This window comes from Delftia acidovorans SPH-1 (assembly GCF_000018665.1).
Taxonomy (GTDB): Bacteria; Pseudomonadota; Gammaproteobacteria; order Burkholderiales; family Burkholderiaceae_C; genus Comamonas; species Comamonas acidovorans.
Genome location: NC_010002.1, coordinates 5,942,192 through 5,969,043, shown reverse-complemented (window position 1 = coordinate 5,969,043; position 26,852 = coordinate 5,942,192). Strand labels below are relative to the sequence as shown.

General features: G+C 66.0%; 22 protein-coding genes. 11 read left to right on the top strand and 11 right to left on the bottom strand.

Annotated elements, in window-relative coordinates; translation table 11 throughout:
• Positions 1 to 107 precede the first annotated feature (107 nt).
• Positions 108 to 2,177, bottom strand: a complete 2,070-nt coding sequence (locus DACI_RS27210; protein WP_012207178.1) for a sensor histidine kinase — start codon at positions 2,175 to 2,177, stop codon at positions 108 to 110.
• Positions 2,165 to 4,144 (bottom strand): sensor histidine kinase, encoded by a 1,980-nt coding sequence (locus DACI_RS27205; protein WP_043783686.1) that lies wholly within the window; start codon positions 4,142 to 4,144, stop codon positions 2,165 to 2,167. The genes DACI_RS27210 and DACI_RS27205 overlap by 13 nt, the downstream gene beginning before the upstream one ends.
• Before the next feature lie 168 nt (positions 4,145 to 4,312).
• On the opposite strand from DACI_RS27205, the gene DACI_RS27200 reads away from it, so the two are divergent.
• The 3 genes from DACI_RS27200 (at position 4,313) to DACI_RS27190 (ending at position 7,998) form a co-directional block, all read left to right on the top strand.
• Positions 4,313 to 5,014, top strand: coding sequence for a response regulator transcription factor (locus DACI_RS27200; RefSeq protein ID WP_012207176.1), 702 nt, complete (start codon positions 4,313 to 4,315; stop codon positions 5,012 to 5,014).
• A gap of 171 nt (positions 5,015 to 5,185) precedes the next feature.
• A complete protein-coding gene (locus DACI_RS27195) occupies positions 5,186 to 6,928 on the top strand; it encodes an IPTL-CTERM sorting domain-containing protein (RefSeq protein ID WP_012207175.1) in 1,743 nt (580 codons plus the stop codon).
• Positions 6,929 to 7,050: 122 nt separating this feature from the next.
• Positions 7,051 to 7,998, top strand: coding sequence for a bestrophin family protein (locus DACI_RS27190; RefSeq protein ID WP_012207174.1), 948 nt, complete (start codon positions 7,051 to 7,053; stop codon positions 7,996 to 7,998).
• A gap of 90 nt (positions 7,999 to 8,088) precedes the next feature.
• Here the strand turns inward: DACI_RS27190 and DACI_RS27185 are convergent, their stop codons facing one another.
• The 3 genes from DACI_RS27185 to DACI_RS27175 all read right to left on the bottom strand — a co-directional run bounded on the left by DACI_RS27185 (position 8,089) and on the right by DACI_RS27175 (position 11,289).
• Entirely contained in the window at positions 8,089 to 9,204 is a 1,116-nt protein-coding gene (locus DACI_RS27185; protein WP_012207173.1) for an acyl-CoA dehydrogenase family protein, read from the bottom strand.
• A gap of 69 nt (positions 9,205 to 9,273) precedes the next feature.
• The gene (locus DACI_RS27180) at positions 9,274 to 10,455 is read right to left on the bottom strand and encodes an acyl-CoA dehydrogenase family protein (protein WP_012207172.1); all 1,182 of its coding nucleotides are present in this window, start codon (positions 10,453 to 10,455) and stop codon (positions 9,274 to 9,276) included.
• A gap of 153 nt (positions 10,456 to 10,608) precedes the next feature.
• Positions 10,609 to 11,289 (bottom strand): YceH family protein, encoded by a 681-nt coding sequence (locus DACI_RS27175; protein WP_043783684.1) that lies wholly within the window; start codon positions 11,287 to 11,289, stop codon positions 10,609 to 10,611.
• A gap of 98 nt (positions 11,290 to 11,387) precedes the next feature.
• On the opposite strand from DACI_RS27175, the gene purN reads away from it, so the two are divergent.
• Entirely contained in the window at positions 11,388 to 11,966 is a 579-nt protein-coding gene (gene purN / locus DACI_RS27170) for a phosphoribosylglycinamide formyltransferase (RefSeq protein WP_012207170.1), read from the top strand.
• 7 nt (positions 11,967 to 11,973) lie between these two features.
• Here the strand turns inward: purN and DACI_RS27165 are convergent, their stop codons facing one another.
• Positions 11,974 to 12,246 (bottom strand): DUF1653 domain-containing protein, encoded by a 273-nt coding sequence (locus DACI_RS27165; protein ID WP_012207169.1) that lies wholly within the window; start codon positions 12,244 to 12,246, stop codon positions 11,974 to 11,976.
• A 92-nt stretch (positions 12,247 to 12,338) separates the two neighbouring features.
• Between DACI_RS27165 and DACI_RS27160 the strand changes: the two genes are divergently transcribed.
• The gene (locus DACI_RS27160) at positions 12,339 to 13,667 is read left to right on the top strand and encodes an RsmB/NOP family class I SAM-dependent RNA methyltransferase (RefSeq protein ID WP_043782775.1); all 1,329 of its coding nucleotides are present in this window, start codon (positions 12,339 to 12,341) and stop codon (positions 13,665 to 13,667) included.
• A gap of 115 nt (positions 13,668 to 13,782) precedes the next feature.
• On the top strand, positions 13,783 to 15,006 hold the full coding sequence (locus DACI_RS27155) for a DesA family fatty acid desaturase (protein WP_012207167.1): 1,224 nt from the start codon (positions 13,783 to 13,785) through the stop codon (positions 15,004 to 15,006).
• Here the strand turns inward: DACI_RS27155 and DACI_RS27150 are convergent.
• A complete protein-coding gene (locus tag DACI_RS27150) occupies positions 14,981 to 15,349 on the bottom strand; it encodes a hypothetical protein (protein WP_043782771.1) in 369 nt (122 codons plus the stop codon). The two genes, DACI_RS27155 and DACI_RS27150, sit on opposite strands and share 26 nt — an antisense overlap.
• Positions 15,350 to 15,561: 212 nt before the next feature.
• Between DACI_RS27150 and DACI_RS27145 the strand changes: the two genes are divergently transcribed.
• Positions 15,562 to 17,046, top strand: coding sequence for an aminotransferase-like domain-containing protein (locus DACI_RS27145; RefSeq protein WP_012207165.1), 1,485 nt, complete (start codon positions 15,562 to 15,564; stop codon positions 17,044 to 17,046).
• A 120-nt stretch (positions 17,047 to 17,166) separates the two neighbouring features.
• On the opposite strand, the gene rpmG is transcribed toward DACI_RS27145, so the two are convergent.
• From rpmG to trxB, 3 genes are all read right to left on the bottom strand, one after another.
• Positions 17,167 to 17,337 (bottom strand): 50S ribosomal protein L33, encoded by a 171-nt coding sequence (rpmG, locus tag DACI_RS27140; RefSeq protein ID WP_012207164.1) that lies wholly within the window; start codon positions 17,335 to 17,337, stop codon positions 17,167 to 17,169.
• 20 nt (positions 17,338 to 17,357) lie between these two features.
• Positions 17,358 to 17,591 (bottom strand): 50S ribosomal protein L28, encoded by a 234-nt coding sequence (gene rpmB, locus DACI_RS27135; RefSeq protein WP_012207163.1) that lies wholly within the window; start codon positions 17,589 to 17,591, stop codon positions 17,358 to 17,360.
• Between the two features lie 268 nt (positions 17,592 to 17,859).
• Positions 17,860 to 18,813 (bottom strand): thioredoxin-disulfide reductase, encoded by a 954-nt coding sequence (gene trxB / locus DACI_RS27130; RefSeq protein ID WP_034396780.1) that lies wholly within the window; start codon positions 18,811 to 18,813, stop codon positions 17,860 to 17,862.
• Between the two features lie 262 nt (positions 18,814 to 19,075).
• Here trxB and DACI_RS27125 point away from each other — a divergent pair, with 262 nt between their 5' ends.
• From DACI_RS27125 to DACI_RS27115, 3 genes are all read left to right on the top strand, one after another.
• A complete protein-coding gene (locus DACI_RS27125) occupies positions 19,076 to 21,439 on the top strand; it encodes a DNA translocase FtsK (protein ID WP_012207161.1) in 2,364 nt (787 codons plus the stop codon).
• A gap of 29 nt (positions 21,440 to 21,468) precedes the next feature.
• The gene (gene lolA / locus DACI_RS27120; protein WP_012207160.1) at positions 21,469 to 22,104 is read left to right on the top strand and encodes an outer membrane lipoprotein chaperone LolA; all 636 of its coding nucleotides are present in this window, start codon (positions 21,469 to 21,471) and stop codon (positions 22,102 to 22,104) included.
• A 168-nt stretch (positions 22,105 to 22,272) separates the two neighbouring features.
• Complete coding sequence (locus tag DACI_RS27115; protein WP_012207159.1) at positions 22,273 to 23,799, top strand: methyl-accepting chemotaxis protein; 1,527 nt, start codon at positions 22,273 to 22,275, stop codon at positions 23,797 to 23,799.
• On the opposite strand, the gene brnQ is transcribed toward DACI_RS27115, so the two are convergent.
• Complete coding sequence (gene brnQ / locus DACI_RS27110) at positions 23,786 to 25,099, bottom strand: branched-chain amino acid transport system II carrier protein (protein WP_012207158.1); 1,314 nt, start codon at positions 25,097 to 25,099, stop codon at positions 23,786 to 23,788. The two genes, DACI_RS27115 and brnQ, sit on opposite strands and share 14 nt — an antisense overlap.
• 443 nt (positions 25,100 to 25,542) lie before the next feature.
• On the opposite strand from brnQ, the gene DACI_RS27105 reads away from it, so the two are divergent.
• A complete protein-coding gene (locus DACI_RS27105; RefSeq protein WP_012207157.1) occupies positions 25,543 to 26,847 on the top strand; it encodes a replication-associated recombination protein A in 1,305 nt (434 codons plus the stop codon).
• Positions 26,848 to 26,852: the final 5 nt, after the last annotated feature.

Below are 26,852 nucleotides of genomic sequence, written 5' to 3'. Positions count from 1 at the left end.
GTGTGTGTTTATGGCCAAGGAGAGGCGGGCGTTGACTGCGGCATGTGCCGGCAGGCCACGCCAGTGGCGAACTTTTCATTATCGTGGATTCTTCGCCCGGCCATGTTTCAAGCCGATGCCTGCAAGGTCTTGGCCTGCGGTGCGGGCAAGGGGCGTGGTGGCAGCGTGAGCGTGAAGCTGGTGCCGCCCTGGTCTGATGGCGCTGCCTGTATGTCGCCGCCGTGCAGGCGCGCAATGCGCCGCGCCACCCACAGGCCCAGGCCGAAGCCGCGGGCCTGGTCCGCGCGGTGGCCGCGCTCGAAGCGCTCGAAGATGCGTTGCGCCAGCTCGGGTGCAAGACCCGGGCCCTGGTCGCTGACAGTGAGTTCCAGCCGGCCGTGTTCGTCGGTGCGCGCGCGCACGGCGATTTCTCCGGCCTTGGCGTATTTCACCGCGTTGTCCACGAGGTTGGACAGGGCGATGCGGGTGAGCGTGGAGTCGCACTCCCATGTGGCGGGCGCATTGGCGCTGTCCAGATTCAGATGGTGGCGGCGTGACCAGTGCACAAGCTGCGCGGCATCATCGACCAGCTCCATGACGGGAGCGCGGTGCAATTGCAGCCGGAATGCGGGAGCATCCAGGCGGTCGCTGATCAGGCAGTTGTCCACCAGGGCCGTCAGGCGCCTGCAGGCGCGCCGGATCTGGGCGGCGCGTTCCAGCTGGGAGTCGATGTCGGGCGAGGGAAAGGACAGCTGCTCGGTGGCCGCGCTGTCCACCACGGCCAGCGGCGTGCGGAATTCATGGTTGACCATGTTGAAGAACTGGCGCTGCTCCAGCCGCAGCGTGCGTTCGCTGTGCAGTGCCGCCTGCAGTGCGTTCTGGGCGCGCAGCAGCTCGGCCGTGCGCAGGCGTACACGCTCTTCCAGCGCATGCTCGGACTTGGCAAGGGACTCGAGCAGCTGTGCCTGGCGTGCCATGGAGTCGCGGAATTTCTGGATCAGACCGGCGCCCACGGCCACGGTGATCACGATGTTGACCAGCAAGGTGTTGAGCTGCCAGAACACGCTGGTTTCTATGGTCGGCAGGCTGGTCAGGCCGACATAGGCCGCCGTCACATACAGGCCCATCAGCCCATACATGGTACTGGGAACCACCATCAGCACATGGACCAGGTTGGCACGCTCGCGCAGCAGATTGCTCCATGCCACCACGGCGAACAGTGCGCTGATGGCCCAGGGCGCGCCAACCCCTATCCAGGCCCAGTCCTGGTAGCGGCCCAGCGGTATGCTGGGCAGGCACAGCAGCGGGATGATTCCCAGGGCAAGCAAGGCCCGGTCCATGCGCCGCCAGCGTGTGTCGCGTGTCAGCAGCTCGCGCATCTGCCAGGCCAGGGCGGCGGGCAGCATCAAGGTACCCAGGCTGACGCACAGATGGCCCCAGTGCGCGAGGTGGTCGGGCAGCCAGATCTGCAGGTACCCCCGGTCGCTGGCGCCGTGGATCAGCACGGCGATGGCGGCCACGGCCATGGCGGCGAGATTGCGCAGGCGCAGGGCCAGGGCAGCGCCGATGATCAGCAGGGCCAGCATGAGGTTGATGCCCTGGTGGATGCCAGAGGCCCATTCCACGGCCGAGAACTGTGTCATCAGGCCGCTGCTGCGCCAGAGCGTGGCGTCCAGCTGCATGGGGCTTGAGGTCTGCACGCGCAGGATGAAGGGCTGGCCCGAGTACAGCGGAAACACCAGCTGCCGAACATGCACGCGCGGTTCGTCGGTGGCCGTATCGCCGCTGCTGCGCATGCGCCATGCGCCGTCCACGTGCTGGTAGAGCGCAACTCGGTCGAGATAACTGGGCAGGATTTCCAGCCACAGCGGATCGTGCTCGGGGTCTGCCTTGCCGACTGCGATGTGAGGCGCCTGCACCTTGAGCCAATACACATCGCGCGTATAGCCCTTGTTCAGCGGTGTATCGAGCAGGGTGAAGGCCGTATCGGGCAGGGCTGCCACCTGATCGATGGTGAAGCTGCCCTGGGCATCGACGAGCGCCAGCATGGGCAGGTCCGTGCCCAACTGCAGGCGCTTTGCCGGCAGGGACTGCCAGGCCGGGCTGAGAATGAAGCAGACCACCAGCACCAGCGAAAACACCAGCCAGCCCGGCAGCGCCAGCCGGTTCAGGATACGCAGCAGGTTCAGGATACGCATGGCGAGGCGGGCTGTGTTGCAGCTGTGGCAAGGCCGCTGTCTTCGGGAATGCTGCTGGGCAGCGTCAGCGTGAAGCAGGTGCCGCCGCCCGCAGCTGGCGTGACCTGCACATCGCCGCCATGCATCTGGGCCACGCGCCGGGCCACCCACAGCCCCAGGCCGAAGCCTCGGGTCTGGTCCGAACGCTCTCCGCGCTCGTGCAGCTCGAAGATGCGCTGCGCCAACTCGGGCGCCAGGCCAGGGCCCTCGTCGCTGACGGTGAGTTCCAGCCTGCCCTGTGCGTCCAGGCGGGCGCATACGGCGATTTCTCCGGCCTGGGCGTATTTCACGGCGTTGTCCACGAGGTTGGACAGGGCGATCCGTACCAGGGTGGGATCGCACTCCCAGGAGGCGGGGACGCCCGCAGTCTCCAGCTTCAGATGGTGGCGGCGCGACCAGTGCACGAGCTGCACGGCATCGTCGATCAGCTCCATCACGGGCACCCGGTCGAGCTGCAGCCGGAACGCAGGCGCGTCCAGTCGGTCGCTGACCAGGCAGTTGTCCACCAGGGCCGTGAGGCGCCTGCAGGCGCGGCGGATCTGGGCTGCGCGTTCCAGCTGGGAATCGATATCGGTGGACGGAAAAGTCAGTTGCTCGGTGGCCGCGCTGTCCACCACGGCCAGCGGCGTGCGGAACTCATGGTTGACCATGTTGAAGAACTGGCGCTGCTCCAGCCGCAGCGTGCGCTCGCCATGCAAGGCGGCCTGCAGCGCGTTTTGCGCATGCAGCAACTCCGCCGTGCGTGTGCGCACCCGTCCTTCCAGCGCATGTTCCGACCGGGCCAGCGACTCCACCAACTGTGCCTGCCTGCCCATGGAGTTCTGGAATTTCTCGACCAGGCTGGCACCCACGGCAATGATGATGAGGATGTACAGCAGCAGCGATTCCAGCTGCCAGTACATGCCTGCCTCAATGTCGGAAGACACCAGTCCCGTATAGGCCGCAGCCACGTGGATGCCCATGACCGTATGCAGCGTGTAGGGAATCAGCACCAGCAGGTTGACGATGCTGGGGCCCTGGCGGAACAGGTTCTGCCAGGCCACCAGCGCACTCAGCAGACTGGCCATCCAGGGCACGCTGACCCCCAGCCAGGCCCATTGCGTGTAGTGCCCCGTCGGTATGCTGAGTACGGCCAGCAGCGGTGCCACGGTCAGCAGCACCAGCATGCGATCGATGCGGCGCCAGGCCGTGCCGCGCGTCAAGGTCTCGCGTGCCTGCCAGGCAAAGGCGGCAGGCAGCAGGAAGACGCCCACGCTCACCCAGACATCCGCATGCGGCGCCCAGGGCTCGGGCAGCCACAGCTGGGCATAGCCGCGCACATTGGCGTTGTGGGTCAGCACCACGAAGGCCAGCAAGGTCATGGCCATCAGGCTGCGCATGCGCAGGGCCAGGGCCGCGCCCGCGATCAGCAGGGTCAGCACCAGGTTCACACCCTGGTGCACGCCCGATGCCCACTCGACGCTGGACAACCAGGCCATCAGCCCCGTGCTGCGCCAGACCGTGGCGTACAGCTGCATGGCGCTGCTGGTCTCGATGCGCAGCACAAAGGGTTGGCCAGCGCGCAGTGGAAACACCAGCTGGCGCACATGGATGCGCTGAGCCATGGGCACGGTGTCACCGCTTTCCCTTGCCTGCCACAGGCCGTGCGCCTGCTGGTAGAGCGTGACCCTGTCCAGATAGGTGGGCGTGATCTCCAGCCACAGCGCATCGTTGTCGGCAAGCCCGCTTGTGGGCGCAAGCGCAGGCGTGGCAACCCTCACCCAGTAAGCATGGCGGGTATAGCCCTCGTTCAGAGGCGTGCGCCGGGTTTCGAAGGCATCATCGGGCAGGGCCGCGACCTGTTCAATGGTCATGCTGCGGCCCGCATCGGCAAGCACCTGCATGGGCAGGTCCTTGCCAAGACGCAGTCCCTTGTCAGGGGGAGGCATGGACGCCGGGCTCAGCACGAAAAATGCAAGCAACCCGAGCGAGACCATGATCCATGCAATAAATGTAAATTTTTGTGTGTTTCTCTGAACTGTGAGCATTCGAGAGTGTTCGTGCATGGCGGCGGACGTTCGCCCCAATGAAAATCCGCGCACCAATAGGCAAACATCATGCAGCAGACACTAGAGCCATCGATCGAGTTCACCGTCGCCGTCGTAGAGGACGACGAGGATATTCGTATCAATGTGTGTCGATTTTTAACAAAGTCTGGCTTGCATGCCTGGGGCACGGATTCTGCAGAAGACTTCTACATAAAGCTACTGCGTCAGAAGGCAGATCTGGTCGTCGTCGACCTGGGCCTGCCCGGCGAGGACGGCCTGAGCCTGGTCAAGCGCCTGGCCGAGCAGGAGATTCCCGTCGTGGTGCTCACTGCACGCGGCGATCTGGACAGCCGCATCGCCGGCCTCAATGCCGGCGCCCTGCAGTACTTCGTCAAGCCCACCGACATGAACGAGCTCGTGGCCGGCATCCGCTCCCAGCTGCGCCGCAACACGGGCCAGCCGGCGCGGGCGGCGGCACCGTTTCTGACCTGGCGCCTTGACCCCCTCTCGGCCTGCATGGTCGCGCCCAACCACCAGATCATTGCCCTGACCAGTCGCGAGCTGGAATTGCTCGGCTGCCTGATGGCAACCCCCGGAACCATGGTGGCCAAGCAGACCTTGATCGAGGCCATGGGATACGCCGATGTGGATGACGGCTTCCACCGCATCGAATCGCAGCTGACGCGGCTGCGCCGCAAGACCCTGGATATCTCCGGGCTGGCCCTGCCGGTGAGGGCAGTGTTCGGCCGAGGGCTGGTGTTCGTGCCTTAAGCACCCGCCACTTTTCTTTCCCTTTTCCCCACCTTTTGAACGCGGCTTTCAGAGCCCGCGCAGGGGATTCGTTCGCTCTTTTTTTGAGCGCGGGAAAGCTGCGGGGCTGTCGACAGTGGCGCTACAGAGTTTTTTCAACGGTGCGAAAGCATCAAAAAAGAGAGGAGCGGTATGACAAGACAGACTATCCGTGCCGAGCGGAGTGCTTTCAAACAGAAGGCCGGAACCCAAGCAAGGCGCCTGGCACTGGGAGCTGCGCTGCTTGCAAGCACCGTGGCCCAGGCATCGTTCATCAATGGCGATTTCGAGACGGGAAATCTGAATGGCTGGACGGAAGAGGCCTGGACCAACAATGGCACGGCGGCGACCTTGACGTCCAACCCCGTCAAACTGGCTGACCTGCAGCGTGCGGCTCCGGCGGGAAAGCTGCCGTTGAACTCGGTCGTCACAGCGCCCGAGGCGACGGTCAAGGATCGCCTGTGGGTTTCGGGCAGCTCCGATCTGTTGCTGCCCACGCGCGGCAGCAACACGGCCCGCATCAACCTGACCGAGACGCATATCCCTCGCAATGTGTCGCCAGAGCCCTCGTTTACCCAGCAGCCGAAGACAGCCAGTGCCATTTCGCAGGAAGTGACGCTGACGGCCGACGACATCGACAAGGACGGAAAGATCCATATCCGTTTCATCGCTGCGCCGGTGCTGGATGATCCAGGCAGCGGTCACACGCCTGCTCAGCGTCCGTACTATGCCATTGCATTGGTCAAGACTTTCGATGCACAAACTGCTTCGGTGGTGGATAAGGAACTTTTCTTTAAATATCACTATGCGGGTCAACCGGGTGTGGCTTGGAAATCGTTCCAGGATGCGAATGGGCACTCGGAGTTGTTCACCGACCCTCAGGCCTATGACGTGGCGCCAGGCAATGAAGTGCTGCGTGTGGGCGATAAGGTTCGACTGGAAGCGATTGCCGCTGGCTGCAGCCAGAGCGGACACTCGGGCCACCTGTACGTGGACAACTTCACCACCGCCCTGCCCAAGGGGGTATGGATCACGGCGTCGGGACCGGTGAGTGCCCCCAAGAACGATGGCACTGAGATCACCTACACGTACAGCTATACCAACAATGCCAGTACGCCGGTGACCAATGTCGAGGTGACGCCGGCCATGCCGCAAGACAGCACAGGCGTTTCCACCAGCTTTGTCTCTTTGGTCGATGCGAAAAACTATTGCACCGCACCTGTGGGTGGCGTGGACTCCACGGGCCCTGCAAAGTGCAGCATCCCCAGCCTTGCACCAGGTGAGACCCTGACGTTCAAGATGACGGTCAAGGTTCCGCTGGGCACGCCGGGCGACCAGATCAACAACGGCAACTACACCATTGGTGGCGATGGCGTGGCCACACTCATGGGAGCCATGGTGCAGACCAACCTGCTGGACGCTGCGTCCTCCAGCGACATGACCACGAACCCGAGCGGACTGCCGCCCAAGGGCACGGTGGGCGTGCCTTATCCGCCGACAGCTTCGTTCTCCTGCACCAACCAGGGTGCTGCAACTGCGAACAATGCGATCTGCGGCGTGACCGGCCTGCCCCCGGGTGTTACCGTGGGCCAGTGCAAGGTGAATGGTGTGGACTGGGCCCAGGGCGATGCCGTCGCTGCAGGCGAGACGGTGGTCTGCCCGGTCTCTGGCACGCCGACGGCTCCAGGCACTTCCAACGTACAGGTCACGACGGGTGCGGACAACGACGTGACTCCTGCCAACAACCAGGTGGCGGCGTCTCCTGTGGTGATTGCGTCCCCTGCGGGCCCGGCCTCCATCCCCACGCTCTCCGAATGGGGCCTGATCCTGATGTCCGGCCTGATGGGCATCATGGGCTGGGGCATGGCGCGCCGCCGCCGCGCCAACCCGCTGTGACCGGCAGTCGGTCGTGACACAGGGCGCCCTTCGGGGCGCTTTTTTTTCATCTGGGCGCGGCCGCAGCCAATTGACTTGCTCAATATGTGATCGAATAAGGGTTTGTACCTAGCGATATCCCCATGATCGTCCGTGATCGCCCCGCCGGCCTCAGGCTGTTTCTGATTTTGCGGGGCTCGGTGCTCCAGCGTATCCAGGTCACGCTGCTCGTGAACATCGTGTTCGCCGCCATCATCACTCTGGTGCATGGCAACCTGTTCGACGTGAAGATCACGGTGACGCCCATCCCTTTCACGCTGATCGGCCTGCCGCTGGCCATCTTCCTGGGCTTTCGCAACAACACCGCCTATGACCGCTACTGGGAAGGCCGCAAGCTCTGGGGTGAGATGGTGATCTGCGCGCGCACGCTGGCGCGCCAGTGCCAGAGCCTGATCGTCATCGACGGCGATCCGGACCCGGCCCGGCGCAGCAGCGATGTGCGCGTGCGCATGGTGCACCGGGCGATCGCCTTTGCGCATCTGCTGCGGACGCAGTTGCGCGGACTGCATGAGGATGTGGCCGCAGGCCGCTGGCTGGTGGACAAGGAATGGCGCCAGCTCCAGGGCCTGCCGCTGGAGCAGCGCTGCGACGCACTGATGATGTCCATGGGCCGCGATCTGGCGCAGTGCGTGCGCCGTGGCGAGATGGACCCCTGCCTGGCCGCGTCCATGGACAAGACCTTCACGCGCATGACGGCGGCAGCCGCCTCGTGCGAGCGCATTCGCAATACGCCCATGCCGTTCTCCTATGCGCTGCTGCTGCACCGCACGGCCTATATGTACTGCTTTCTGCTGCCGTTCGGCCTGGTGGACACGACCGGGTTCATGACGCCCTTTGTCGTGGCCATCGTGGCCTACACCTTCTATGGGCTCGACGCCCTTGGCGATGAGCTCGAAGAGCCCTTTGGCCTGGAGAGCAACGACCTGCCGCTGGACACCATCTGCCGCTCCATCGAGATCAGCCTGGGCTGCACGCTGGGCGAGACGGATCTGCCGGCACCGCTCAGGCCGGAGGGCTACCGGCTGACCTGAGGCGGCGGGCAGACATGGGCAAAGGCCCATGAAAAAAGCCCCGCAGTTTTCTGCGGGGCCTGGTGTGGTGCGGCGCGGTGAGGTCAGGCCTCAGGCAAACACGCCGGCCGTGTCCTGCATCTTCGCGGAGACGATGCCCAGGTGATGCAGGGTGTCACCGCCCGTCATCTCCATCTGAGTCAGGCGCTTGAAGTAGTGGCTGCCCGCGTACTCGTCGGTCACGCCGATGCCGCCGTGCAGCTGGACTGACTGCTGGCCGACAAAACGCAGCGACTGGCCCAGCTGGACCTTGGCGCGCGCGATGGCCACGTGGCGCTCGGCATCGGCTGCGCTCATCTTGAGGCTGGCGTAATAGCTCATGGAGCGGGCCAGCTCCAGCTGCATCTTCATGTCGGCCACGCGGTGGCGCAGGGCCTGGAAGCTGGCGATCACCGTGTTGAACTGCTTGCGCTGGTTCATGTACTCGGTGGTCAGCTTCAGCGTCTGCTCCATGGCGCCCACGCCTTCGGCGCACAGCGCGGCGTTGGCGGCGTCCTGGGCCAGCGTGAGGGCGGCCAGGCCATCGGCCGTCACCAGCGTGGCGGGGGCCGCCTGGCAGCGCAGCTCGGCCGCGCGGCTGCCGTCCTGGGTGCGGTAGCCCTGGGTGCTGACGCCGCTGGCGCCGCGCTCCACCAGGAAGAGGGCGATCTTGCCGTCCAGCTGGGCTGGCACCAGAAAGGCGTCGGCCGCGTCGCCTGCGGGCACCACGCTCTTGGTGGCGTCCACCGTGTAGCCGCTGCCGCTCTTGCTGGCCTTGGCGGCGCAGACATCGAGGCGGTAGCGGGCCTGGCGCTCCTGGTGTGCCAGCACGACCAGGGCCTCGCCGCTTGCCACGCGCGGCAGCCACTGGCCGGCCACGGAAGCGTCGGCGTGCTTGCCGAGCACGCCGGCGGCCACAAAGGCCTGCGCCAGCGGCTCCATCACCAGGCCGCGGCCCAACTCCTCCATCACCACCATCACGTCGGTGGCGCCCAGGCCCAGGCCACCGTGCTCCTCGGGCACGGTCAAGGCCGTCAGGCCCAGTTCGGCGAGCTCGCCCCAGACCTCGCGCGAAAAACCGCCCGCCTCGACGATGGAGCGGCGGCGCTCGAAGGTATAGCCCTTGTCCACCCAGCGGCGCACGGCGTCGCGCAGTTGCTGCTGGTCATCCGAAAAATCAAAGTCCATTTTCTGTCTCCCGAAGCTGATCGAAGCGCGTCCGGCGCACTTCCGGGTTCAGCGAAACTCCAGCCAAAATCAGCCCAGCACCGTCTGAGCGACGATGTTTCTTTGCACCTCGTTGGAGCCGCCGTAGATCGTCGTCTTGCGCATGTTGAAGTACGTCGATGCCAGCGGCGCGTTGTCCACCACGCCGCCGGGGAAGTCGCCCTGCCAGCCGGCTTCCATTGCCTCTTCGATGAAGGGCAGGCTGAAGGGGCCGGCGGCCTGCATCATCAACTCGGAATAGCGCTGCTGGATCTCGCTGCCCTTGATCTTGAGCAGGCCGGCGATGTCCAGCGGGTTCTTGCCCGATTTCTCGGCCGACAGCACGCGCAGCACCAGCATTTCCAGCGCGACCACGTCGACTTCGAGCTTGGCGATCTCGTCGCGGAAACGCTGGTCCTCGTAGACGCCTTCGGCCTTGGCGATGCGCTTGAGGCGCTCCAGCTCGCGCTTGGCGCGGTTCACGTCGGCGATGTTGGTGCGCTCGTGGCTCAACAGGTGCTTGGCGTAGGTCCAGCCCTTGTTTTCCTCGCCGATCAGGTTCTCGGCCGGTACCTCGACGTTGTCGAAGAAGACCTCGTTGACCTCGCACTCGCCGTCCAGCAGCTTGATCGGGCGCACGGTCACGCCGGGGCTCTTCATGTCCACCAGCAGGAAGCTGATGCCGGTCTGGGGCTTGCCCTCGTTGCTGGTGCGCACCAGGCAGAAGATCCACTCGCCGTACTGGCCCAGCGTGGTCCAGGTCTTCTGGCCGTTGACGATGTACTTGTCGCCCACGCGCTCGGCACGGGTCTTGAGGCTGGCCAGGTCCGATCCCGAGCCCGGCTCCGAGTAGCCCTGGCTCCACCAGACCTCGCCGCTGGCAATGCCGGGCAGGAAGCGCTGCTGCTGCTCGGGCGAGCCGTAGGCCATGATCACGGGCGCCACCATCACGGGGCCGAAGGGAATGATGCGCGGGGCGCAGGCCAGGGCGCATTCCTCCTCGAACAGATGCTTTTGCACGGCTGTCCAGCCGGGGCCGCCGAACTGCTTGGGCCAGCCGTAGCCCAGCCAGCCTTTCTTGCCAAGAATCTTGGCCCAGTTCTGCAGGTCGTCGCGCGTCAGGCGCAGCGAATGGCGCACCTTGTGCGCGATGTCCTGGGGCAGGTTGGCCCGCACCCAGGCGCGGACTTCCTCGCGAAAGGACTGTTCTTCAGGGGTAAATGCCAGGTCCATGGACTGTGTCTCCTTCAATCCCGGCTTTTGTAGCACGCACGTTCTTTTTTGGACTGTCCAGGGCGTGACAACCTATGGCAATCCCTGATGCAGCAAGCCCCGGGCGGCGAGGCCGTCCGGGGCTTGCTGCTGGGGCTGCCTGAGTGCAGGCGATCAGCTGGATTGGCCGGGCTCCTCCAGCCCCAACTGTGCATAGACATGCGCAAGACGTGCCTGCAATTGCTGTACTTGGGCTTCGAGATCGACCACGCGCTGGGCCAGGGCATCGCCGCGTGCGCCTGCTGCAGCGGGGGGCTGGGCCATGGCGTTCACGTCCACGGGGCCGCACAGCAGATGCGCCCAGCGCTGCTCGCGTGCGCCAGGCGCGCGTGGCAGCAGCACGACCAGCGGGCCGCCTTTTTCCTCGCTGCGTTCGCGCAGCTCTTCCAGGAAGGCTTCGACCGAGGAGATGTCGGCGAAGCGGTGCCAGCGCTCGGAGTTGATGCGCAGCTCGCCCGCCGTCTGCGGGCCGCGCAGCATCAGCAGGGACAGCAGCACGGCGCTCTGGTCGGGCACCCCCACGCCGCGCGGGAAGTTGTGCTCCCAGCGCGTGGCGCGCGCGCTGCTGATCTGTACGGACATGGTGCGCAGGCGCAGGCTGTCCAGCGCTTCCTGGGCCTCGCCCTCGCTGACTTCCATCACCGGATCACGGCTGCTTTTCTGGTTGCAGCCCGTGACCAGCGCGTTGAGCGTGAGCGGGTAGCTGTCGGGCACGGTGCGCGCCTTCTCCATCAGGGTGGCCAGCACGCGGGCTTCGACAGCGGTCAGGGGGGTGGTGCGGGGATCGAATGGCATGGGTGTCTGGACGGAAGAGGTGACAAGGCCCGGCAGGGCCATGGGCCTTGCCGGGGCTGGCGCAGGCCGCGCGGCCTGCGGTGCGACAATCGCCGCCCATGAAAAATATCGTGATCCTGATCTCGGGCGGCGGCTCGAACATGGCTGCCATTGTGCGTGCTTCGCAGCAACAGGACTGGGCGCGGCGTTACGGCGCCCGCGTGGCCGCCGTGGTCAGCAACAAGGCTGAGGCCTCGGGCCTTGTTTTCGCGCGCGAGCAAGGCATTGCCACCGAGGTGCTGGACCACCGCCCGTTTCCCAGCCGTGAGGCCTTTGATGCCGAGCTGGCCCAGGTGATCGACCGCCACGCGCCTTCGCTGATCGTGCTGGCCGGCTTCATGCGCATCCTCACGCCGGGCTTCGTGGCGCATTACGAGGGACGCATGATCAACATCCACCCCTCTCTGCTGCCCGCCTTCACGGGTCTGCACACGCACCAGCGGGCGATCGATGCAGGCTGCCGCTTTGCCGGCTGCACCGTGCACCGCGTTACGGCCGAGCTGGATGTGGGCCCCATCCTGGAGCAGGCCGTGGTGCCCGTGCTGCCCGGCGACACGGCCCAGGCGCTGGCCGCGCGCGTGCTGGTGCAGGAGCACCTCATCTACCCGCGCGCCGTGGCGCAGTTGATGCGGGGCTAGGGTCTGCTCACAGGCCTTCGCTCTGAAAGGCCTGCTGCTCCGGCTCGGGGCAGCGTGCAAAGCGGGGCTGCTCCACGCCGTCGATGACCACGGTTTCATTGAACATGGCGGCAGGCCGCACCCACAGGCCGCGCTCGCCATAGAGCGCGCGATACAGCGTCATGGACTCGCGCGTCTCGCTGTGGCGCACGGTGGCGAGCACTTCGTAGAGGGCGCCCTTGTAGTGGCGGTACAGGCCCGGGGGCGTGGGGATCAGGGGAGGCAGGTCGTCGTCGGTCATGGGGCGCCATGGTAGCTGCGCCAGCCGGGGGCTGCTGCGGGTTCCGACCTGTGGCCCTCTCGGATTTGCAAGGCAGTGGGACAATTGCGCCCATGCATCCCAAACAGCTTCTCGACGCCTGCGCCGAACTGGTCAAGCGCACCCTGACTTTCGAACACCCGGCCGACGCCGTGGTGTCACGCTTTTTCCGTGAAAACCGCAACCTGGGCCCGCGCGAGCGTGCCGCGCTGGCCGAAACCGCCTACACCGTGCTGCGCAAGAAGCTGCTTTTTGAGAGCCTGGCACGTTCTGGCAGCGGCTCGCGTGAGCGCAGACTGGCCATCCTGGGCTTTGCCCATAGCCAGGAAGCCCTGGCCCGCGTGGCCGGCAAGTCCGAGCAGGGCGTCAAGGAGGCGCTCGGCTTTGCGCGCGCGGCGCTGTCCCCCCAGGAACTGCAATGGCTGGACGCCTGCGATGCCGTGCGCCCCGATGAGCTGATGGAGCCGCACCGCCACAACCTGCCCGAGTGGCTGGTCGCGCCGCTCAAGCAGCAGCTGGGTGAAGATTTCTGGGCCTTTGCCCAGAGCATGGAGCAGGCCGCACCGCTGGATCTGCGCGTCAATGCGCTGAACGCCAAGCGCGCCGATGTGCAAAAGGAACTGGCCGATGCCGGCATCGCCGCCGAAGCCACGCCGTACTCGCCCTGGGGCCTGCGCGTGCAGGGCAAGCCTGCGCTGGCCCGGCTGGACGCCTTCACGCGCGGCGCCATCGAGGTGCAGGATGAAGGCTCCCAGCTGCTGGCGCTGATGCTGGACGCCAAGCGCGGCGAAATGGTGGTCGATTTCTGCGCCGGCGCAGGCGGCAAGACCCTGGCCATTGGCGCGTCCATGCGCAGCACGGGGCGCCTGTACGCCTTCGATGTGTCCGGCCACCGGCTCGAAGCCCTGAAGCCGCGCCTGGCGCGCTCGGGCCTGTCGAACGTGCACCCCGCGGCCATCGCCCATGAGCGCGACGACCGCGTCAAGCGCCTAGCCGGCAAGATCGACCGCGTGCTGGTCGATGCGCCCTGCTCGGGCCTGGGCACGCTGCGCCGCAATCCCGACCTCAAGTGGCGTCAGTCGGCCAAGGCCATCGAGGAGCTCACGCAAAAGCAGGCGGCCATCCTGGCCAGTGCAGCGCGTCTGGTCAAGCCGGGTGGGCGTCTGGTCTATGCCACCTGTTCGGTCCTGCCCCAGGAAAACGAAGCCATCGCCGAGGCCTTTGCATCGGAGCACTCTGACTTCGTGGCCATGGATGCCGGCGAACTGCTGGCCCAGCTCAAGGTGGAGCAGGGCAATGCGCTGTGCAGCGGCGGCGAGACCGGCACGCAGTACCTGCGCCTGTGGCCGCAGCGCCATGAGACGGACGGATTTTTCGCCGCCGTTTGGACCCGGAAGCCGTAACTTGCAGACGCAATAAGCTGTAAATCGCAGGAGATTGCCGAATGCCTTTGTAGGCGCATCGCCTAAAATTGAGGCATCGGTGCCACTGGGCGCCGCCTTGCCAAAGGCTTCGGTTATGTCGCTGGATTTCGGATCGGTTTGGAACCTCGCCGTGGATTGGATGGCCCATGGCCTGTGGCAGCTGTCGTGGTGGCAGCTGCTGCTGTACGCCCTGGTCACCACCCACATCACCATTGCGGGCGTCACCATCTTCCTGCACCGCTGCCAGGCCCACCGCTCGCTGGACCTGGGGCCGGTTCCTTCGCACTTCTTCCGGTTCTGGCTGTGGCTGGGCACGGGCATGGTCACCAGGGAGTGGGTGGCCATCCACCGCAAGCACCATGCCAAGTGCGAAACCGAGGACGACCCCCACAGCCCGCAGACACGCGGCCTGGACACCGTGATGCGCCAGGGTGCGGAGCTGTACCGCGAAGAGGCGGCGAACGCCGAGACACTCAGGAAGTTCGGCCACGGCACGCCCGACGACTGGATCGAGCGCCATCTCTACAGCCGGCATTCGATCTGGGGCCCTTCGCTGATGCTGATCATCGACGTGCTGCTGTTCGGCGCCATCGGGCTGACGATCTGGGCCGTGCAGATGGCCTGGATTCCGTTCTGGGCTGCCGGCGTGGTCAACGGCCTGGGCCATTTCTGGGGCTACCGCAACTTCGAGGCCCAGGATGCCAGTACCAACCTCGTGCCCTGGGGCCTGATCATTGGCGGCGAGGAACTGCACAACAACCACCATACCTACCCGACCTCCGCGAAGTTCTCGGTCAAGCGCTATGAGTTCGACATGGGCTGGGTCTACATCAGCGCCATGCAGAAGCTGGGCTGGGCCAAGGTCAAGAAGACGGCGCCGCGGCTGGTCATGGGCGCCGTCAAGCCCGTGGCCGACGAAAAGACGCTGGAGGCCGTGATCGCCAACCGCTACGAGGTCATGGCCCGCTATGCGCGCGGCGTGCGCGCCGCCGTGCAGATCGAGCTCGATGCGCTCAAGCAGCGCAAGGCCCGGCAGGCCGACCTGTCCCTGCTCAGGACGGCGCGCCGCTGGCTGCACCGCGATGCCGACAAGGTGCCCGCCCAGGCACAGGGGCAACTGGCCCAGGCGCGCGCAGCCCACCCCGTGCTCGACCAGATGCTGGTCATGCGCGAGGAGCTGCGCCAGCTGTGGCTGAACACCTCGCTGTCGCGCGAGCAACTGACGGCCCATCTGCAGGCCTGGTGCCATCGCGCCGAGGCCAGCGGCATTGCCGCGCTCAAGGAGTTCTCCGTCAAGCTGCGCGCTGCCCACGCCTGAGGCCGCGAAGCCAGCCGGCAACCGACCATGCCCGGGGCCGCATCCCCTCTTCGGAGGCGATGCGGCTTTTTGCCGTGGGGCTCTGCCGCAGTTCCAGGCTTGCCATGGCCTGGGACAAGGAGCGGACCCGTATCTGCAGGTCGGCGCCCGCACGCCAGCCCTGGCCCGGCTGCAGTCTGAAGGCCGGTGCGGGCACCCCATCCGCCCAGGCCTGTTGCGGGGCGGTGATTTCCAGCGGGCCGTGGCGGCAGAACAGTTCACTGCCCTCCAGCACATGCAGGTGAAGATCGTTGCCGGGGGCAAGATGGCGCAGTTCGAAGGAGCGGGTGTCGGCGTTGTGCATGGTCTGTGTCCTGTGATTCCAGGCCCTCAAGCGTAGGCATGCGGCCTTCATCGGCACAGGCACAGCCCGCGGCTTGTTGCATCGCAGCAGTGCAGATGGCGGTGGATCTGTTGTGCTTTGTGGTCCATGGATCTGTATCTGTTGCGTAACAGCGCATTGCGGCAAGATCGCGGGCAAGTCCTCTCGTCCCCGATTCGTTCTCCATCTGCTCCATGACCCTTGCAAGCGCCTCTCCGACCCTGTACCGCCGCCTGGCGGCCGACTACAGCCTGGCCATGGAACTGGGCACGCTCAAGGCGGGCGAGCGCATGCCTTCCGTGCGCGAGCTGATGCGCCGCCATGAGGTCAGCCTGTCCACGGCGCTGCAGACGCTGCGGCATCTGGAGGACCTGGGCCAGCTCGAAGCCCGCCCGCGCGTGGGCTACTTCGTGCGCGATGCCCGGCCTGCAGGCCTGGCCCCGGCCAGCGAGCCCGACCTGAGCCAGCCGGTGCAACCGCTGCCGCAGCCGCACTTCGCAGGCATCAATGAACACATTTCCCTGATGCTGGAGCGCGGCCGCCAGGCCGACGTGCGCGTGGACCTGGGCGGTGCCACGCCGCCGCCCGAACTGTTCGATCGCGGCTACCTGAACCAGGCCGCCGCCCGGCTGCTGCGCGAGCAGCCCGACCTGTTGGTGCTGGGGCGCTCCATGATGGGCAGTCACCCCGATTTCCAGCGCGCCATGGCGCGGCGCGCGTTGGCGGCGGGCATCCATGTGGCACCGGCCGATGTGCTGGCGACCACGGGCAATTCCGAGGCCGTGAGCCTGGCGCTGGCCGCCGTGGCCTCGCCCGGCGACGTGGTGGCCGTGGAGTCGCCGACCTACTACGGCCTGCTGCAGGTGGTGGAGTCCTTGCAGATGCAGGCGCTGGAGATTCCCTGCAGCCCGCGCACCGGCCTGTCCATCGAGGCGCTGGAGCTGGCCCTGCAGACCCAGCCGCGCCTGAAGGCCGTGGTGGTCGTGCCCGAGCTGCAGATGCCGCTGGGTACGCGCATTCCCGATGAGCACAAGGCCAGGCTGGTCGATCTGTGCGGTGCCCACGGCGTGGCATTGATCGAGGACGACTCCTATGGACTGTTCGTGGAAAGCAGCCAGCCCGTGCGCCCCATCAAGGCCTGGGATCGCCTGCCGGGCCATGTCATCTATTGCGAGGCCTTCAACAAGAGCATGGCGCCGGGCCTGCGCCAGGGCTGGATGAACGCTGGCCAGTGGCATGGGCGGGTGCAGATGCTCAAGTTCGCGCGCAGCCGGGGCACCCAGACCCTGGCCCAGTTGCTGGCGGCCGCCTGCGTGGGCTCGCCCGCGCATCTGCGCAATCTGCAGCGCCTCAAGCAGCAGTTGCGGCGCCAGCGTGAAGGCATGGCGCAGCTGGTGGCGCGGTTTTTCCCGCTGGGCACGCGGCTGAGCCTGCCGCCCGGCGGGCTCAGCCTGTGGCTGGAGTTTCCGGCTGGCGTGTCCACGTCCGCGCTGTTCACGCAGGCGCTGGCGCGCGGCATCCGCACGGCGCCGGGCAGCATGTTCTCGAACTCGGGGCGCTACGAGCACTGCATGCGCCTGGGCTGCACCCTGCCGGTGGATGCCGTGATCGAGCAGGCCTGCCGCGAGCTGGGTGCCATGGCCTGTGCGCAGCTGGGTCAGCCGGCGCGCAGTGGGTGACAGGCGAAAAACAGACGTAAAACGGACGCAAAGCGGGCACAAAGCCAACACAAAGCGGACGCAAAAAAACCGCCGGGCTTGCGCCGGGCGGTTTTTTGTCGGTACCGGGAACAGGCTGAATTACTTCAGCTTGATTTCCTTGTACGTGACGTGCTTGCGAGCCTTGGGATCAAACTTCATGATCGCCATCTTCTCGGGCATTGTCTTCTTGTTCTTGGTCGTGGTGTAGAAGTGGCCGGTTCCTGCAGTGGATTCCAGCTTGATCTTTTCGCGTCCGCCTTTAGCAGCCATGGTGTTTCTCCTTGAGGGATTTAGGCTTGGCCACGGGCACGCAGGTCTGCGAGCACGGAGTCGATACCGTTCTTGTCGATCAGGCGCAGAGCAGCGCTGGAAACGCGCAGGCGCACCCAACGGTTTTCGCTCTCAACCCAGAAACGGCGGTATTGCAGGTTGGGCAGGAAACGACGCTTGGTCTTGTTGTTGGCGTGGGAAACGTTGTTTCCCACCATGGGCTTCTTGCCCGTTACTTCACATACGCGTGCCATGAGGACACTCCGATAGTTGTACAGCCGCCGACGCTGATGCCCTGCATTTGCTGCATGGCTTGCCGGCAACCTCACCTCGCCATAAAGGGTGGCGGTAACCCCATGCTGAAAGTGTCCTGGCCATGCAAGCAAGGCGCGCTTCAAATTCAGCAAAGCCACGGATTATAGCGTCTCCATGAGAAAAGCCCCTGGGCCAGCCAAACACGGCTGCAGCCAGGGGCTTTTGCCGCCCTGCTGGAGAGCAGGGCGGGGCAGGGTGGCGTCCTGCTTATTCCTGTTCGAGGAAGCGCTGGGCGTCCAGCGCGGCCATGCAGCCCGTGCCGGCGCTGGTGATGGCCTGGCGGTAGACATGGTCCTGCACGTCGCCGGCCGCGAACACGCCGGGCACGCTGGTCTGCGTGGCAAAGCCCTTGAGGCCGCCCTGGGTGATGATGTAGCCGGTCTCGTCCATCTCCAGGTGGCCCTTGAAGATCTCGGTATTGGGCGCATGGCCGATGGCGATGAAGCAGCCCTGCAGCTGGATGTCCTCGGCATGGCCGTCCTGGGTGCTCTTGATGCGGATGCCGGTCACGCCGGACTGGTCGCCCAGCACCTCTTCGAGCACGAAGTGGGTCTTGAGCTCGATCTTGCCGGCCCGGACCTTGTCCATGAGCTTGTCCACGAGGATGGGCTCGGCCTTGAACTTGTCGCGGCGGTGCACCAGGGTGACCTTGCTGGCGATGTTGGACAGGTACAGGGCTTCCTCGACGGCCGTGTTGCCGCCGCCGACCACGCACACGGGCTGCTCACGGTAGAAGAAACCGTCGCAGGTGGCGCAGCCGGAGACACCGCGGCCCATGAAGGCCTCTTCGGAAGGCAGGCCCAGGTACTTGGCCGAGGCGCCGGTGGCGATGATCAGGCTGTCGCAGGTATAGGTGCCGGAATCGCCGGTCAGCGTGAAGGGGCGCTTGGAGAAATCGACGCTGTGGATGTGGTCGAACACCACCTGGGTCTTGAAGCGCTCTGCGTGCTCCAGAAAACGCTGCATCAGCTCGGGGCCCTGCACGCCGTTCACGTCTGCAGGCCAGTTGTCCACCTCGGTCGTCGTCATCAGCTGGCCGCCCTGGGCCATGCCAGTCACCAGCAGCGGGTTGAGGTTGGCGCGCGCGGCATAGATGGCGGCCGTGTAGCCGGCAGGGCCGGAGCCGAGGATCAGGACTTTGGCGTGTTGGGTAGAAGACATGGATGCAGTTCTTGAAAAAGGCGCACGCCGGCAGCCGGCGTGCAGAAAAAAAAGATACATCGGGAACAGCTGTGGAGTATCGCTCCGCAGTCAGGTTCCCGTTGCCATATGGATCAATGGCCCGGATTGTCAAAAATGATCGACGTGGCGCCGTCATGCGGCGGTGTCATGCTCTGTTGCAAGTGCTTGCATTACGCTTGCGGGTCGCCCTGGCTGTTTTTGCGGCCAGTCCGAGGGGGCTGGGGTAAGCTCCCGCCTGCGTATGACTTACTCATTGAACGCTCTGAACGCTTCCACATCCGCCAAGGGCAAATCCAGGTCTGCGGCGCGCCCCGGCATGGTGGCGCGCTTCGGCCACGAAATGCTGCTGCTGGCGGGGCTGCTGGCCCTGGTGTTCTGGCTTGCCTCCATGCTCAGCTACTCGCCCCAGGATCCAGCGTGGTCCACCTCCGGGGCGGGACACGCGCGCCTGGTCGCCAACTGGATGGGCCGCGTCGGAGCCTGGCTGGCCGACGCCTGCTATTTCGGTTTCGGCATGTCGGTCTGGTGGCTGGTGCTGGCCTCGCTGCAGACCTGGCTGTCTTCCTTTGCGCGCTGGCTGCGCGGCGGCGTGCCGCGCGACGGTGTGCCACTGCCGCCCCTGTGGCGCCGACGCCTGCGCTTTTGGGGTGGGCTGCTGCTGCTGCTGGGTGCGAGCTGCGCACTGGAGTGGACGCGCCTGTACCGCTTCGAGAGCGTTCTGCCCGGCCCGGCCGGCGGCGTCTTCGGCTACATGCTGGGGTACCACAGCCTGCAGTGGCTGGGCTTCATGGGCTCGGGCCTGATCGGCATTTGCGTGGCCGTGATCGGCCTGGCCATGGTGTTCCGCTTTTCCTGGGGCCATCTGGCCGAGTCCATGGGCGCACGCCTGGACGGCTGGGTGCTCTTTCTTTTTGCGCGCCGTGAAAAGGCCCGGGACGAAGCCGCAGGCCGCCGCGCTGCGCGCGAGCGCGAGGAAGTGGTGCAGGAAGAGCGCACGGAAAGCGCCGTGCAGCACCCGCAGCCCGTGCAGATCATCGAACCCGTGCTCCAGGAGGCTGCGCTACCCAGCGTGCGCGTGGTCAAGGAGCGCCAGAAGCCCCTGTTCTCCGAACTGCCCGACAGCAAGCTGCCCCAGGTGGATCTGCTCGATGCGGCGCAGCAGCGCCAGGAAAGCGTCTCGCCCGAGACGCTGGAGATGACCAGCCGGCTGATCGAAAAGCGCCTCAAGGACTTTGGTGTCGATGTGCATGTGGTCGCCGCCATGCCCGGCCCCGTGATCACCCGCTACGAGATCGAGCCGGCCACGGGCGTCAAGGGCTCGCAGATCGTGAACCTGGCCAAGGATCTGGCGCGCTCGCTGTCCCTGGTGTCCATCCGCGTGATCGAGACGATTCCCGGCAAGAATTTCATGGCGCTGGAGCTGCCCAATGCCAAGCGCCAGTCCATCCGCCTGTCCGAGGTGCTGGGCTCGCAGGTCTACCACGACGCCAAGAGCATGCTGACCATGGGCCTGGGTAAGGACATCGTGGGCAATCCGGTCGTGGCCGATCTGGCCAAGATGCCGCACGTGCTGGTGGCCGGCACCACGGGTTCGGGCAAGTCGGTGGGGATCAACGCCATGATCCTGTCGCTGCTGTACAAGGCCGAGGCCCGCGATGTGCGCCTGCTGATGATCGACCCCAAGATGCTGGAAATGTCGGTCTACGAAGGCATTCCTCACCTGCTGTGCCCCGTGGTCACCGACATGAAGCAGGCCGCCAATGGCCTGAACTGGTGCGTGGCCGAGATGGAGCGCCGCTACAAGCTCATGAGCAAGCTGGGCGTGCGCAATCTGGCGGGCTACAACGCCAAGATCGACGAGGCCAAGGCGCGCGAGGAATCCATTCCCAACCCCTTCAGCCTCACGCCCGAGGAGCCCGAGCCGCTGCAGCGCCTGCCGCACATCGTCATCGTCATCGACGAGCTGGCCGACCTGATGATGGTGGTCGGCAAGAAGATCGAGGAGCTGATCGCGCGCCTGGCCCAGAAGGCCCGCGCGGCCGGCATCCACCTGATCCTGGCCACCCAGCGCCCCAGCGTGGACGTGATCACCGGCCTGATCAAGGCCAACATCCCCACGCGCATCGCCTTTCAGGTCAGCAGCAAGATCGACAGCCGCACCGTGCTTGACCAGATGGGCGCCGAATCCCTGCTGGGCATGGGCGACATGCTCTACATGGCCAGCGGCACGGGCCTGCCCGTGCGCGTGCACGGCGCCTTCGTGTCGGACGAGGAAGTGCACCGCGTGGTGGGCTACCTCAAGGAGCAGGGCGAGGCCGACTACATCGAAGGCGTGCTCGAAGGCGGCACGGCCGAGGGCGACAGCGAGTTCGGCTCGGAGTCCGGCGATGGCGGCAACGGCGAGAAGGACCCCATGTACGACCAGGCCGTGGAAGTGGTCCTCAAGGACCGCAAGGCCAGCATCTCGTATGTGCAGCGCAAGCTCAGGATTGGTTACAACCGATCGGCGCGCCTGCTGGAAGATATGGAAAAGGCGGGCCTCGTCAGCGGTCTCACGGCCAGCGGGCAGCGCGAAGTGCTGGTGCCCGCGCGCGCCGGGGAATGAGCCCGCTTCCCCGCAATCATGGAGAAAGAATGAAACGTCTGTTGACTGCAGTTGTGATCGCGGCAAGCGCGACGGCCTCGTGGGCCGATGGCCTCAAGAGCCTGGAAGCCTTCATGAAGAATTCCCAGGCCGGCCGCGCCGAATTCACCCAGGCCGTCACGGCCCCGTCCAAGGATGGCCAGCCGCCACGCACCAAGAACTCCAGCGGCCAGTTCGAATTCCAGCGTCCCGGCAAGTTCAGGTTCGTCTACACCAAGCCGTTCGAGCAGACCATCGTCGCCGACGGCAAGACACTGTGGCTTTATGACGCCGACCTCAACCAGGTCACGCAGCGCCCCCAGGCCCAGGCCCTGGGCAGCACGCCGGCCGCCATCCTGGCGTCGGCCAACGATCTCAAGGCGTTGAGCGCCGACTTCGATCTGCAGTCCGCGCCCGAGCAGGATGGCCTGCAATGGGTCCAGGCCAGCCCCAAGGACAAGAACGGCCAGCTCAAGAGCGTGCGCGTGGGCTTTGCGGCCGATGGCCAGCTTTCGGCGTTGGACATCCTGGACAGCTTTGGCCAGCGTTCGCTGATCCGCTTCAACCAGTTGCAGACCCAGGCGTCCCTGCCGGCCTCGACTTTCGATTTCAAGGTGCCAGCGGGCGCCGACGTGCTCAAGCAGTAAGCCGCGCTGCCGCGCGGGGCAACCCTTCAGGCCTGTCACAGCTGCAGTGCGCAGTTTGTGAGGTTTTGTAATGGTTTTGCCTAATATCGTCGAGACAATGGCGGCCTGCGGCCAGCGATTGTTTCGACGTCCCTCCGAGGACATGCTGGCCGGCTCTCGCATGCCTTTATGAACCTCAGTCGCAAGTTGCCGCTCGCCATTGCCATGGCGCTGCTATTCACCCTCGCTGCCGGATTCTTCGGACTCTGGTCGGCCCATCGATCCCTAGGCGTCTTTCACGGCGATGTCCAGCGCCACATGGCGGCGGAACGCCTCGCCGCCGAGGTGGAAGGCCACTTCAAAACCCAGGTCCAGGAATGGAAGAACGTGCTGCTGCGCGGCTCGGACAACGCGCTGCGCGAGCAGCACTGGAAGGGCTTTCTGGCCGATGAGCGCGCCGTGCAGGACAAGACCGCTGCCTTGCTGGCCCTGGTGGACGATGCCTCCCTGCGCGAGATCGCCCAGGGCTTTGTGGCGCAGCACCGCAAGATGGCCGAAGGCTACCGCGTGGGGCTGGACAAATTCGAGGCCACGGGCTTCGACCCCTCAGTAGGCGACATGGCCGTGCGCGGCGTGGACCGCGAGCCGGCCGAGATGCTCTCCCAGCTCAAGGCCGGCATTGCGGCGCAGAGCAAGGCGGTGGCCGACGATGCCTACAGCAGCGGCAAGCACGCCACGGAGCTGAGCCTGGTGCTGATGCTGGTGGCGGCCGTGGCCGGCGTGGCCATTGGCTGGCTCATCACACGTGCCGTGGTGGCACCGTTGCGCAGCGCGGTCCAGCTGGCCGAGAAGGTGGCCCAGGGCCATCTGACCAATGCCATAGCGAGCGGCGGGCCAGACGAGCTGGGCCAGCTGCTGCGGGCGCTGGGCGCCATGCAGGAGCAGCTGCGCAGCATCGTCGTGGAAGTGCGCGGCAATGCGGAGCAGGTGGCATCCGCCAGCTCGCAGATCGCGGCGGGCAACAGCGACCTGGCCCAGCGCACCGAGCAACAGGCATCGGCCCTGCAGATGACGGCTTCGTCCATGGACCAGCTCGACTCCACCGTGCGCGGCAATGCCGATCACGCAGAGAAGGCCAACCTGCTGGCTTCTTCCGCCAGCGACATCGCCACGCGCGGTGGCGATGCCATCTCGGCCGTCGTGGGCACCATGCGCAGCATCCAGGATGCGTCCGAGCGCGTGGTCAGCATCATCGAGGTGATCGACGGCATCGCGTTCCAGACCAATATTCTTGCGCTCAATGCGGCCGTGGAGGCCGCGCGGGCCGGAGAACAGGGCCGGGGCTTTGCCGTGGTCGCCGCCGAGGTCCGCACGCTGGCCCAGCGCAGCTCGGGCGCTGCGCGGGAAATCCGTGAGCTGATCCAGGCCAACGCCCAGCGCGTGGCCCTGGGGGCCGAGGAGGTGGACAGCGCGGGTGCGACCATGGCCTCGGTGCAGGAGGTGATTGCCAAGGTCTCGCGCATGATCGGCGCCATCAGCCACTCCAGCGGCGAACAGAGCGCGGGCGTGAGCCACGTCAACAGCGCCATCGTCCGCATCGAGGAAGGGACCCAGCAGAACGCCGCCCTGGTGGAGCAGACCAGTTCGGCCGCCGAGAGCCTGCGCAAGCAGGCCCATCAGCTGGTGGAACTCATGGCGCGTTTCAGGACGGCCTGAACGCGTTGGCCGGGGCCGGGCGCAGCCGGTCGTGGAGCGCCGCCAGCACCAGGGTGGCTGCCACGGGCAGGGCCCAGCCCATGCCGTTGCCCGGCAAGCTGTTCAGGAAGGCCGGCAGCCAGTCCTGCCAGCCGGCCGCCTTGGCGGCATCGACAAGACCGAACACCAGCGCCACGGCCAGCACCGGCGCGAACACGCGCTGCGCATTGCGCCACAGGCCTGACAGCAGGCTCAACACCACCAGGGCGATGGCCAGCGGATAAATGCCCACCAGCACGGGGCCGGACAGGGCGATCAGCTGGGCCAGGCCCTGGTTGGACACCAGGATGCACGCCAGCCCAATGGCCACCACCACCGCGCGGTAGGGCAGGCGCAGCATCTCGCTGAAGTAGGCGCCACAGGCGCTGACCAGGCCCACGGCCGTGGTCAGGCAGGCCAGGGAAATCACCACGGCCAGCAGCAGGCTGCCGATGGGGCCGAAGGTGTGATCCACGTAGCGCGTGAGGATGAGCACGCCGGTCTGCGCCTGCGGGGCGATGGACTGGCTGGTGGCGCCCAGATGGATCAGCGACAGATACACCAGACCCAGGCCCACGGCCGCGATCACGCCCGCGATGATGGCGTAGCGCGTCTGCAGCCCGGTGTGGGAGATGCCCCGGTCCCGGATGGCGTTGACGATGACGATGCCGAAGGCCAGGGCGCCCAGCGCGTCCATGGTCTGGTAGCCCTCCAGAAACCCTTCGGTCAGGGGCGCGACCAGATAGTCGCCGCTGGCGCTGGTGGCGGCACCGGCCGGCAGCAGCACGGCGGCAGCACCCAGCACCACCAGGGCCAGGATCAGCACGGGCGTGATCAGCTTGCCGATGGTGTCGATCAGCTTGCCGGGGAACAGGGACAGGCCCATGACCAGCATAAAGTACACCGCCGAGTAGATGAACAGCGCAGTGCTGCTGTGGCCCACGAAGGGCGCAAAGCCCATCTCGAACGACACGGTGGCCGTGCGCGGCGTGGCAAACAGCGGGCCGAGGATGAGATAGATCAGCAGGCCCAGCACCATGCCTGCCTTGCGGCCCACGGGCGAGGTCAGCGCATCGAGCCCGCCGCCCACGCGCGCCAGCGCCACCACGGTGAGCAACGGCAGGCCCACGCCCGTGAGCAGAAAGCCCGTGGCCGCAGCGGCCGCGTGCTCGCCGGCGCCCTGGCCGACCATGGGCGGAAAGATGATGTTGCCCGCGCCGAGGAACAGCGCAAAGGTCATGAAGCCTAGGGCGATAAGGTCCCGGGTCTTGAGTGTTTGCATGGATGCAGAAATGAAAAGGTCCCGCCTTGCCGCATGGCAGGCAGTTCCGGAAACGGTGGGAGGCGCGGAGCGGATGGGGCAGCAATGGCGCAGGCCCGATGGCCGCGCATGCCGCGCGGCCGGCTCCGCAAAGGGCAGCATTTTAGGGCGGCGGCCCGAAGCGGGTGAAAAATGTCAGTGATTGCTCTTGATGAGGTGCATGCAAAACATTCATGTCATGTGAGTGACATGCCTTCAGGCGATGGCCAGGATCCCAGCTGGCGATCCATGGCTTCATCCCCCGCAACCAGGTACAGGCATCAGGGGCTGGCGCACCCGCTGCCGCCATGGCGTGGACAATGGCGTCATGGTTTTGCAACTGCATCTGTTCCCCTCGGCAGCGAATCCGGCACACGGGCTGCCGAACGCCTTCTGCGCGGCGCTGCCGGCGACGGAGCTGGCCCATGGCTGATCTGTTCACCCAGGAGCCCTCCGCACCACTGGCCGAAGCCCTGCGGCCCAAGACCCTGGACGAGGTCGTGGGCCAGTCCCATCTGCTGGGCGAGGGCAAGCCGCTGCGCCTGGCCTTCCAGTCAGGCAAGCCGCATTCCATGATCTTCTGGGGGCCGCCCGGCGTGGGCAAGACCACGCTGGCCCGGCTCACGGCCACGGCCTTCAAGTGCGAGTTCATTGCGCTGTCGGCGGTGTTCTCCGGGGTCAAGGACATCCGCGCGGCCATGGAGCAGGCGCAGCAGAACCTGGCCATGGGCCGGCACACCATCCTCTTCGTGGACGAGATCCACCGCTTCAACAAGTCCCAGCAGGATGCGCTGCTGCCCTATGCGGAAAGCGGGCTGGTCACCTTCATCGGTGCCACCACGGAAAACCCTTCCTTCGAGGTGAACTCGGCCCTGCTGTCGCGCGCGCAGGTCTATGTGCTGCAGTCCCTGACCGACGATGAACTCAGGCAACTGCTGCTGCGGGCTCAGGAAAAGGCCCTGGGCGGCCTGGAGTTCGACGACCTGGCGCGGGACACCATCGTCGGCTATGCCGATGGCGATGCCCGGCGCTTCCTGAACCTGCTGGAGCAATGCCAGACGGCGGCCGGCGCTGCGGGCGTCACGCGGATCGATGCCGAGTTCGTGCAGAACGCGCTGACCTTGAATGCCAGGCGCTTCGACAAGGGCGGCGACAACTTCTACGACCAGATCTCGGCCCTGCACAAGTCCGTGCGCGGCTCCCATCCCGATGCGGCGCTGTACTGGCTCACGCGCATGCTCGATGGCGGCGCCGATGCGCGCTACCTGTCGCGGCGCATCGTGCGCATGGCCTGGGAGGATATCGGCCTGGCCGATCCGCGTGCCATGCAGATCGCCAACGACGCGGCCCTGACCTATGAGCGCCTGGGCAGCCCCGAGGGCGAACTGGCGCTGGGCCAGGCCGTCATCTACCTGGCCATGGCCGCCAAGAGCAACGCTGGCTACAACGCCTACAACAAGGCCCGGGCCTTCGTGAAGCAGGACAGGAGCCGCGAGGTGCCCGTGCACTTGCGCAACGCGCCCACCAAGCTCATGAAGGAGCTGGGCTACGGCCATGAATACCGCTACGCGCACGACGAGCCCAACGCCTATGCGGCCGGCGAGACCTATCTGCCCGAAGGCATTGCGGAGCCGGGCTGGTACCAGCCCGTGCCCCGGGGCCTGGAGATCAAGATCGGCGAGAAGCTGGCCGTGCTGCGCAAGTGGGACGAAGAGGCTGGCGGCGCATAGCCGAA

Coding starts and splice junctions, on each gene's coding strand:
- DACI_RS27210 (WP_012207178.1), bottom strand. CDS start 2,177: ATGCGTATCCTGAACCTGCTGCGTATCCTGAACCGGCTGGCGCTGCCG.
- DACI_RS27205 (WP_043783686.1), bottom strand. CDS start 4,144: ATGCCTCCCCCTGACAAGGGACTGCGTCTTGGCAAGGACCTGCCCATG.
- DACI_RS27200 (WP_012207176.1), top strand. CDS start 4,313: ATGCAGCAGACACTAGAGCCATCGATCGAGTTCACCGTCGCCGTCGTA.
- DACI_RS27195 (WP_012207175.1), top strand. CDS start 5,186: ATGACAAGACAGACTATCCGTGCCGAGCGGAGTGCTTTCAAACAGAAG.
- DACI_RS27190 (WP_012207174.1), top strand. CDS start 7,051: ATGATCGTCCGTGATCGCCCCGCCGGCCTCAGGCTGTTTCTGATTTTG.
- DACI_RS27185 (WP_012207173.1), bottom strand. CDS start 9,204: ATGGACTTTGATTTTTCGGATGACCAGCAGCAACTGCGCGACGCCGTG.
- DACI_RS27180 (WP_012207172.1), bottom strand. CDS start 10,455: ATGGACCTGGCATTTACCCCTGAAGAACAGTCCTTTCGCGAGGAAGTC.
- DACI_RS27175 (WP_043783684.1), bottom strand. CDS start 11,289: ATGCCATTCGATCCCCGCACCACCCCCCTGACCGCTGTCGAAGCCCGC.
- purN (WP_012207170.1), top strand. CDS start 11,388: ATGAAAAATATCGTGATCCTGATCTCGGGCGGCGGCTCGAACATGGCT.
- DACI_RS27165 (WP_012207169.1), bottom strand. CDS start 12,246: ATGACCGACGACGACCTGCCTCCCCTGATCCCCACGCCCCCGGGCCTG.
- DACI_RS27160 (WP_043782775.1), top strand. CDS start 12,339: ATGCATCCCAAACAGCTTCTCGACGCCTGCGCCGAACTGGTCAAGCGC.
- DACI_RS27155 (WP_012207167.1), top strand. CDS start 13,783: ATGTCGCTGGATTTCGGATCGGTTTGGAACCTCGCCGTGGATTGGATG.
- DACI_RS27150 (WP_043782771.1), bottom strand. CDS start 15,349: ATGCACAACGCCGACACCCGCTCCTTCGAACTGCGCCATCTTGCCCCC.
- DACI_RS27145 (WP_012207165.1), top strand. CDS start 15,562: ATGACCCTTGCAAGCGCCTCTCCGACCCTGTACCGCCGCCTGGCGGCC.
- rpmG (WP_012207164.1), bottom strand. CDS start 17,337: ATGGCTGCTAAAGGCGGACGCGAAAAGATCAAGCTGGAATCCACTGCA.
- rpmB (WP_012207163.1), bottom strand. CDS start 17,591: ATGGCACGCGTATGTGAAGTAACGGGCAAGAAGCCCATGGTGGGAAAC.
- trxB (WP_034396780.1), bottom strand. CDS start 18,813: ATGTCTTCTACCCAACACGCCAAAGTCCTGATCCTCGGCTCCGGCCCT.
- DACI_RS27125 (WP_012207161.1), top strand. CDS start 19,076: ATGACTTACTCATTGAACGCTCTGAACGCTTCCACATCCGCCAAGGGC.
- lolA (WP_012207160.1), top strand. CDS start 21,469: ATGAAACGTCTGTTGACTGCAGTTGTGATCGCGGCAAGCGCGACGGCC.
- DACI_RS27115 (WP_012207159.1), top strand. CDS start 22,273: ATGAACCTCAGTCGCAAGTTGCCGCTCGCCATTGCCATGGCGCTGCTA.
- brnQ (WP_012207158.1), bottom strand. CDS start 25,099: ATGCAAACACTCAAGACCCGGGACCTTATCGCCCTAGGCTTCATGACC.
- DACI_RS27105 (WP_012207157.1), top strand. CDS start 25,543: ATGGCTGATCTGTTCACCCAGGAGCCCTCCGCACCACTGGCCGAAGCC.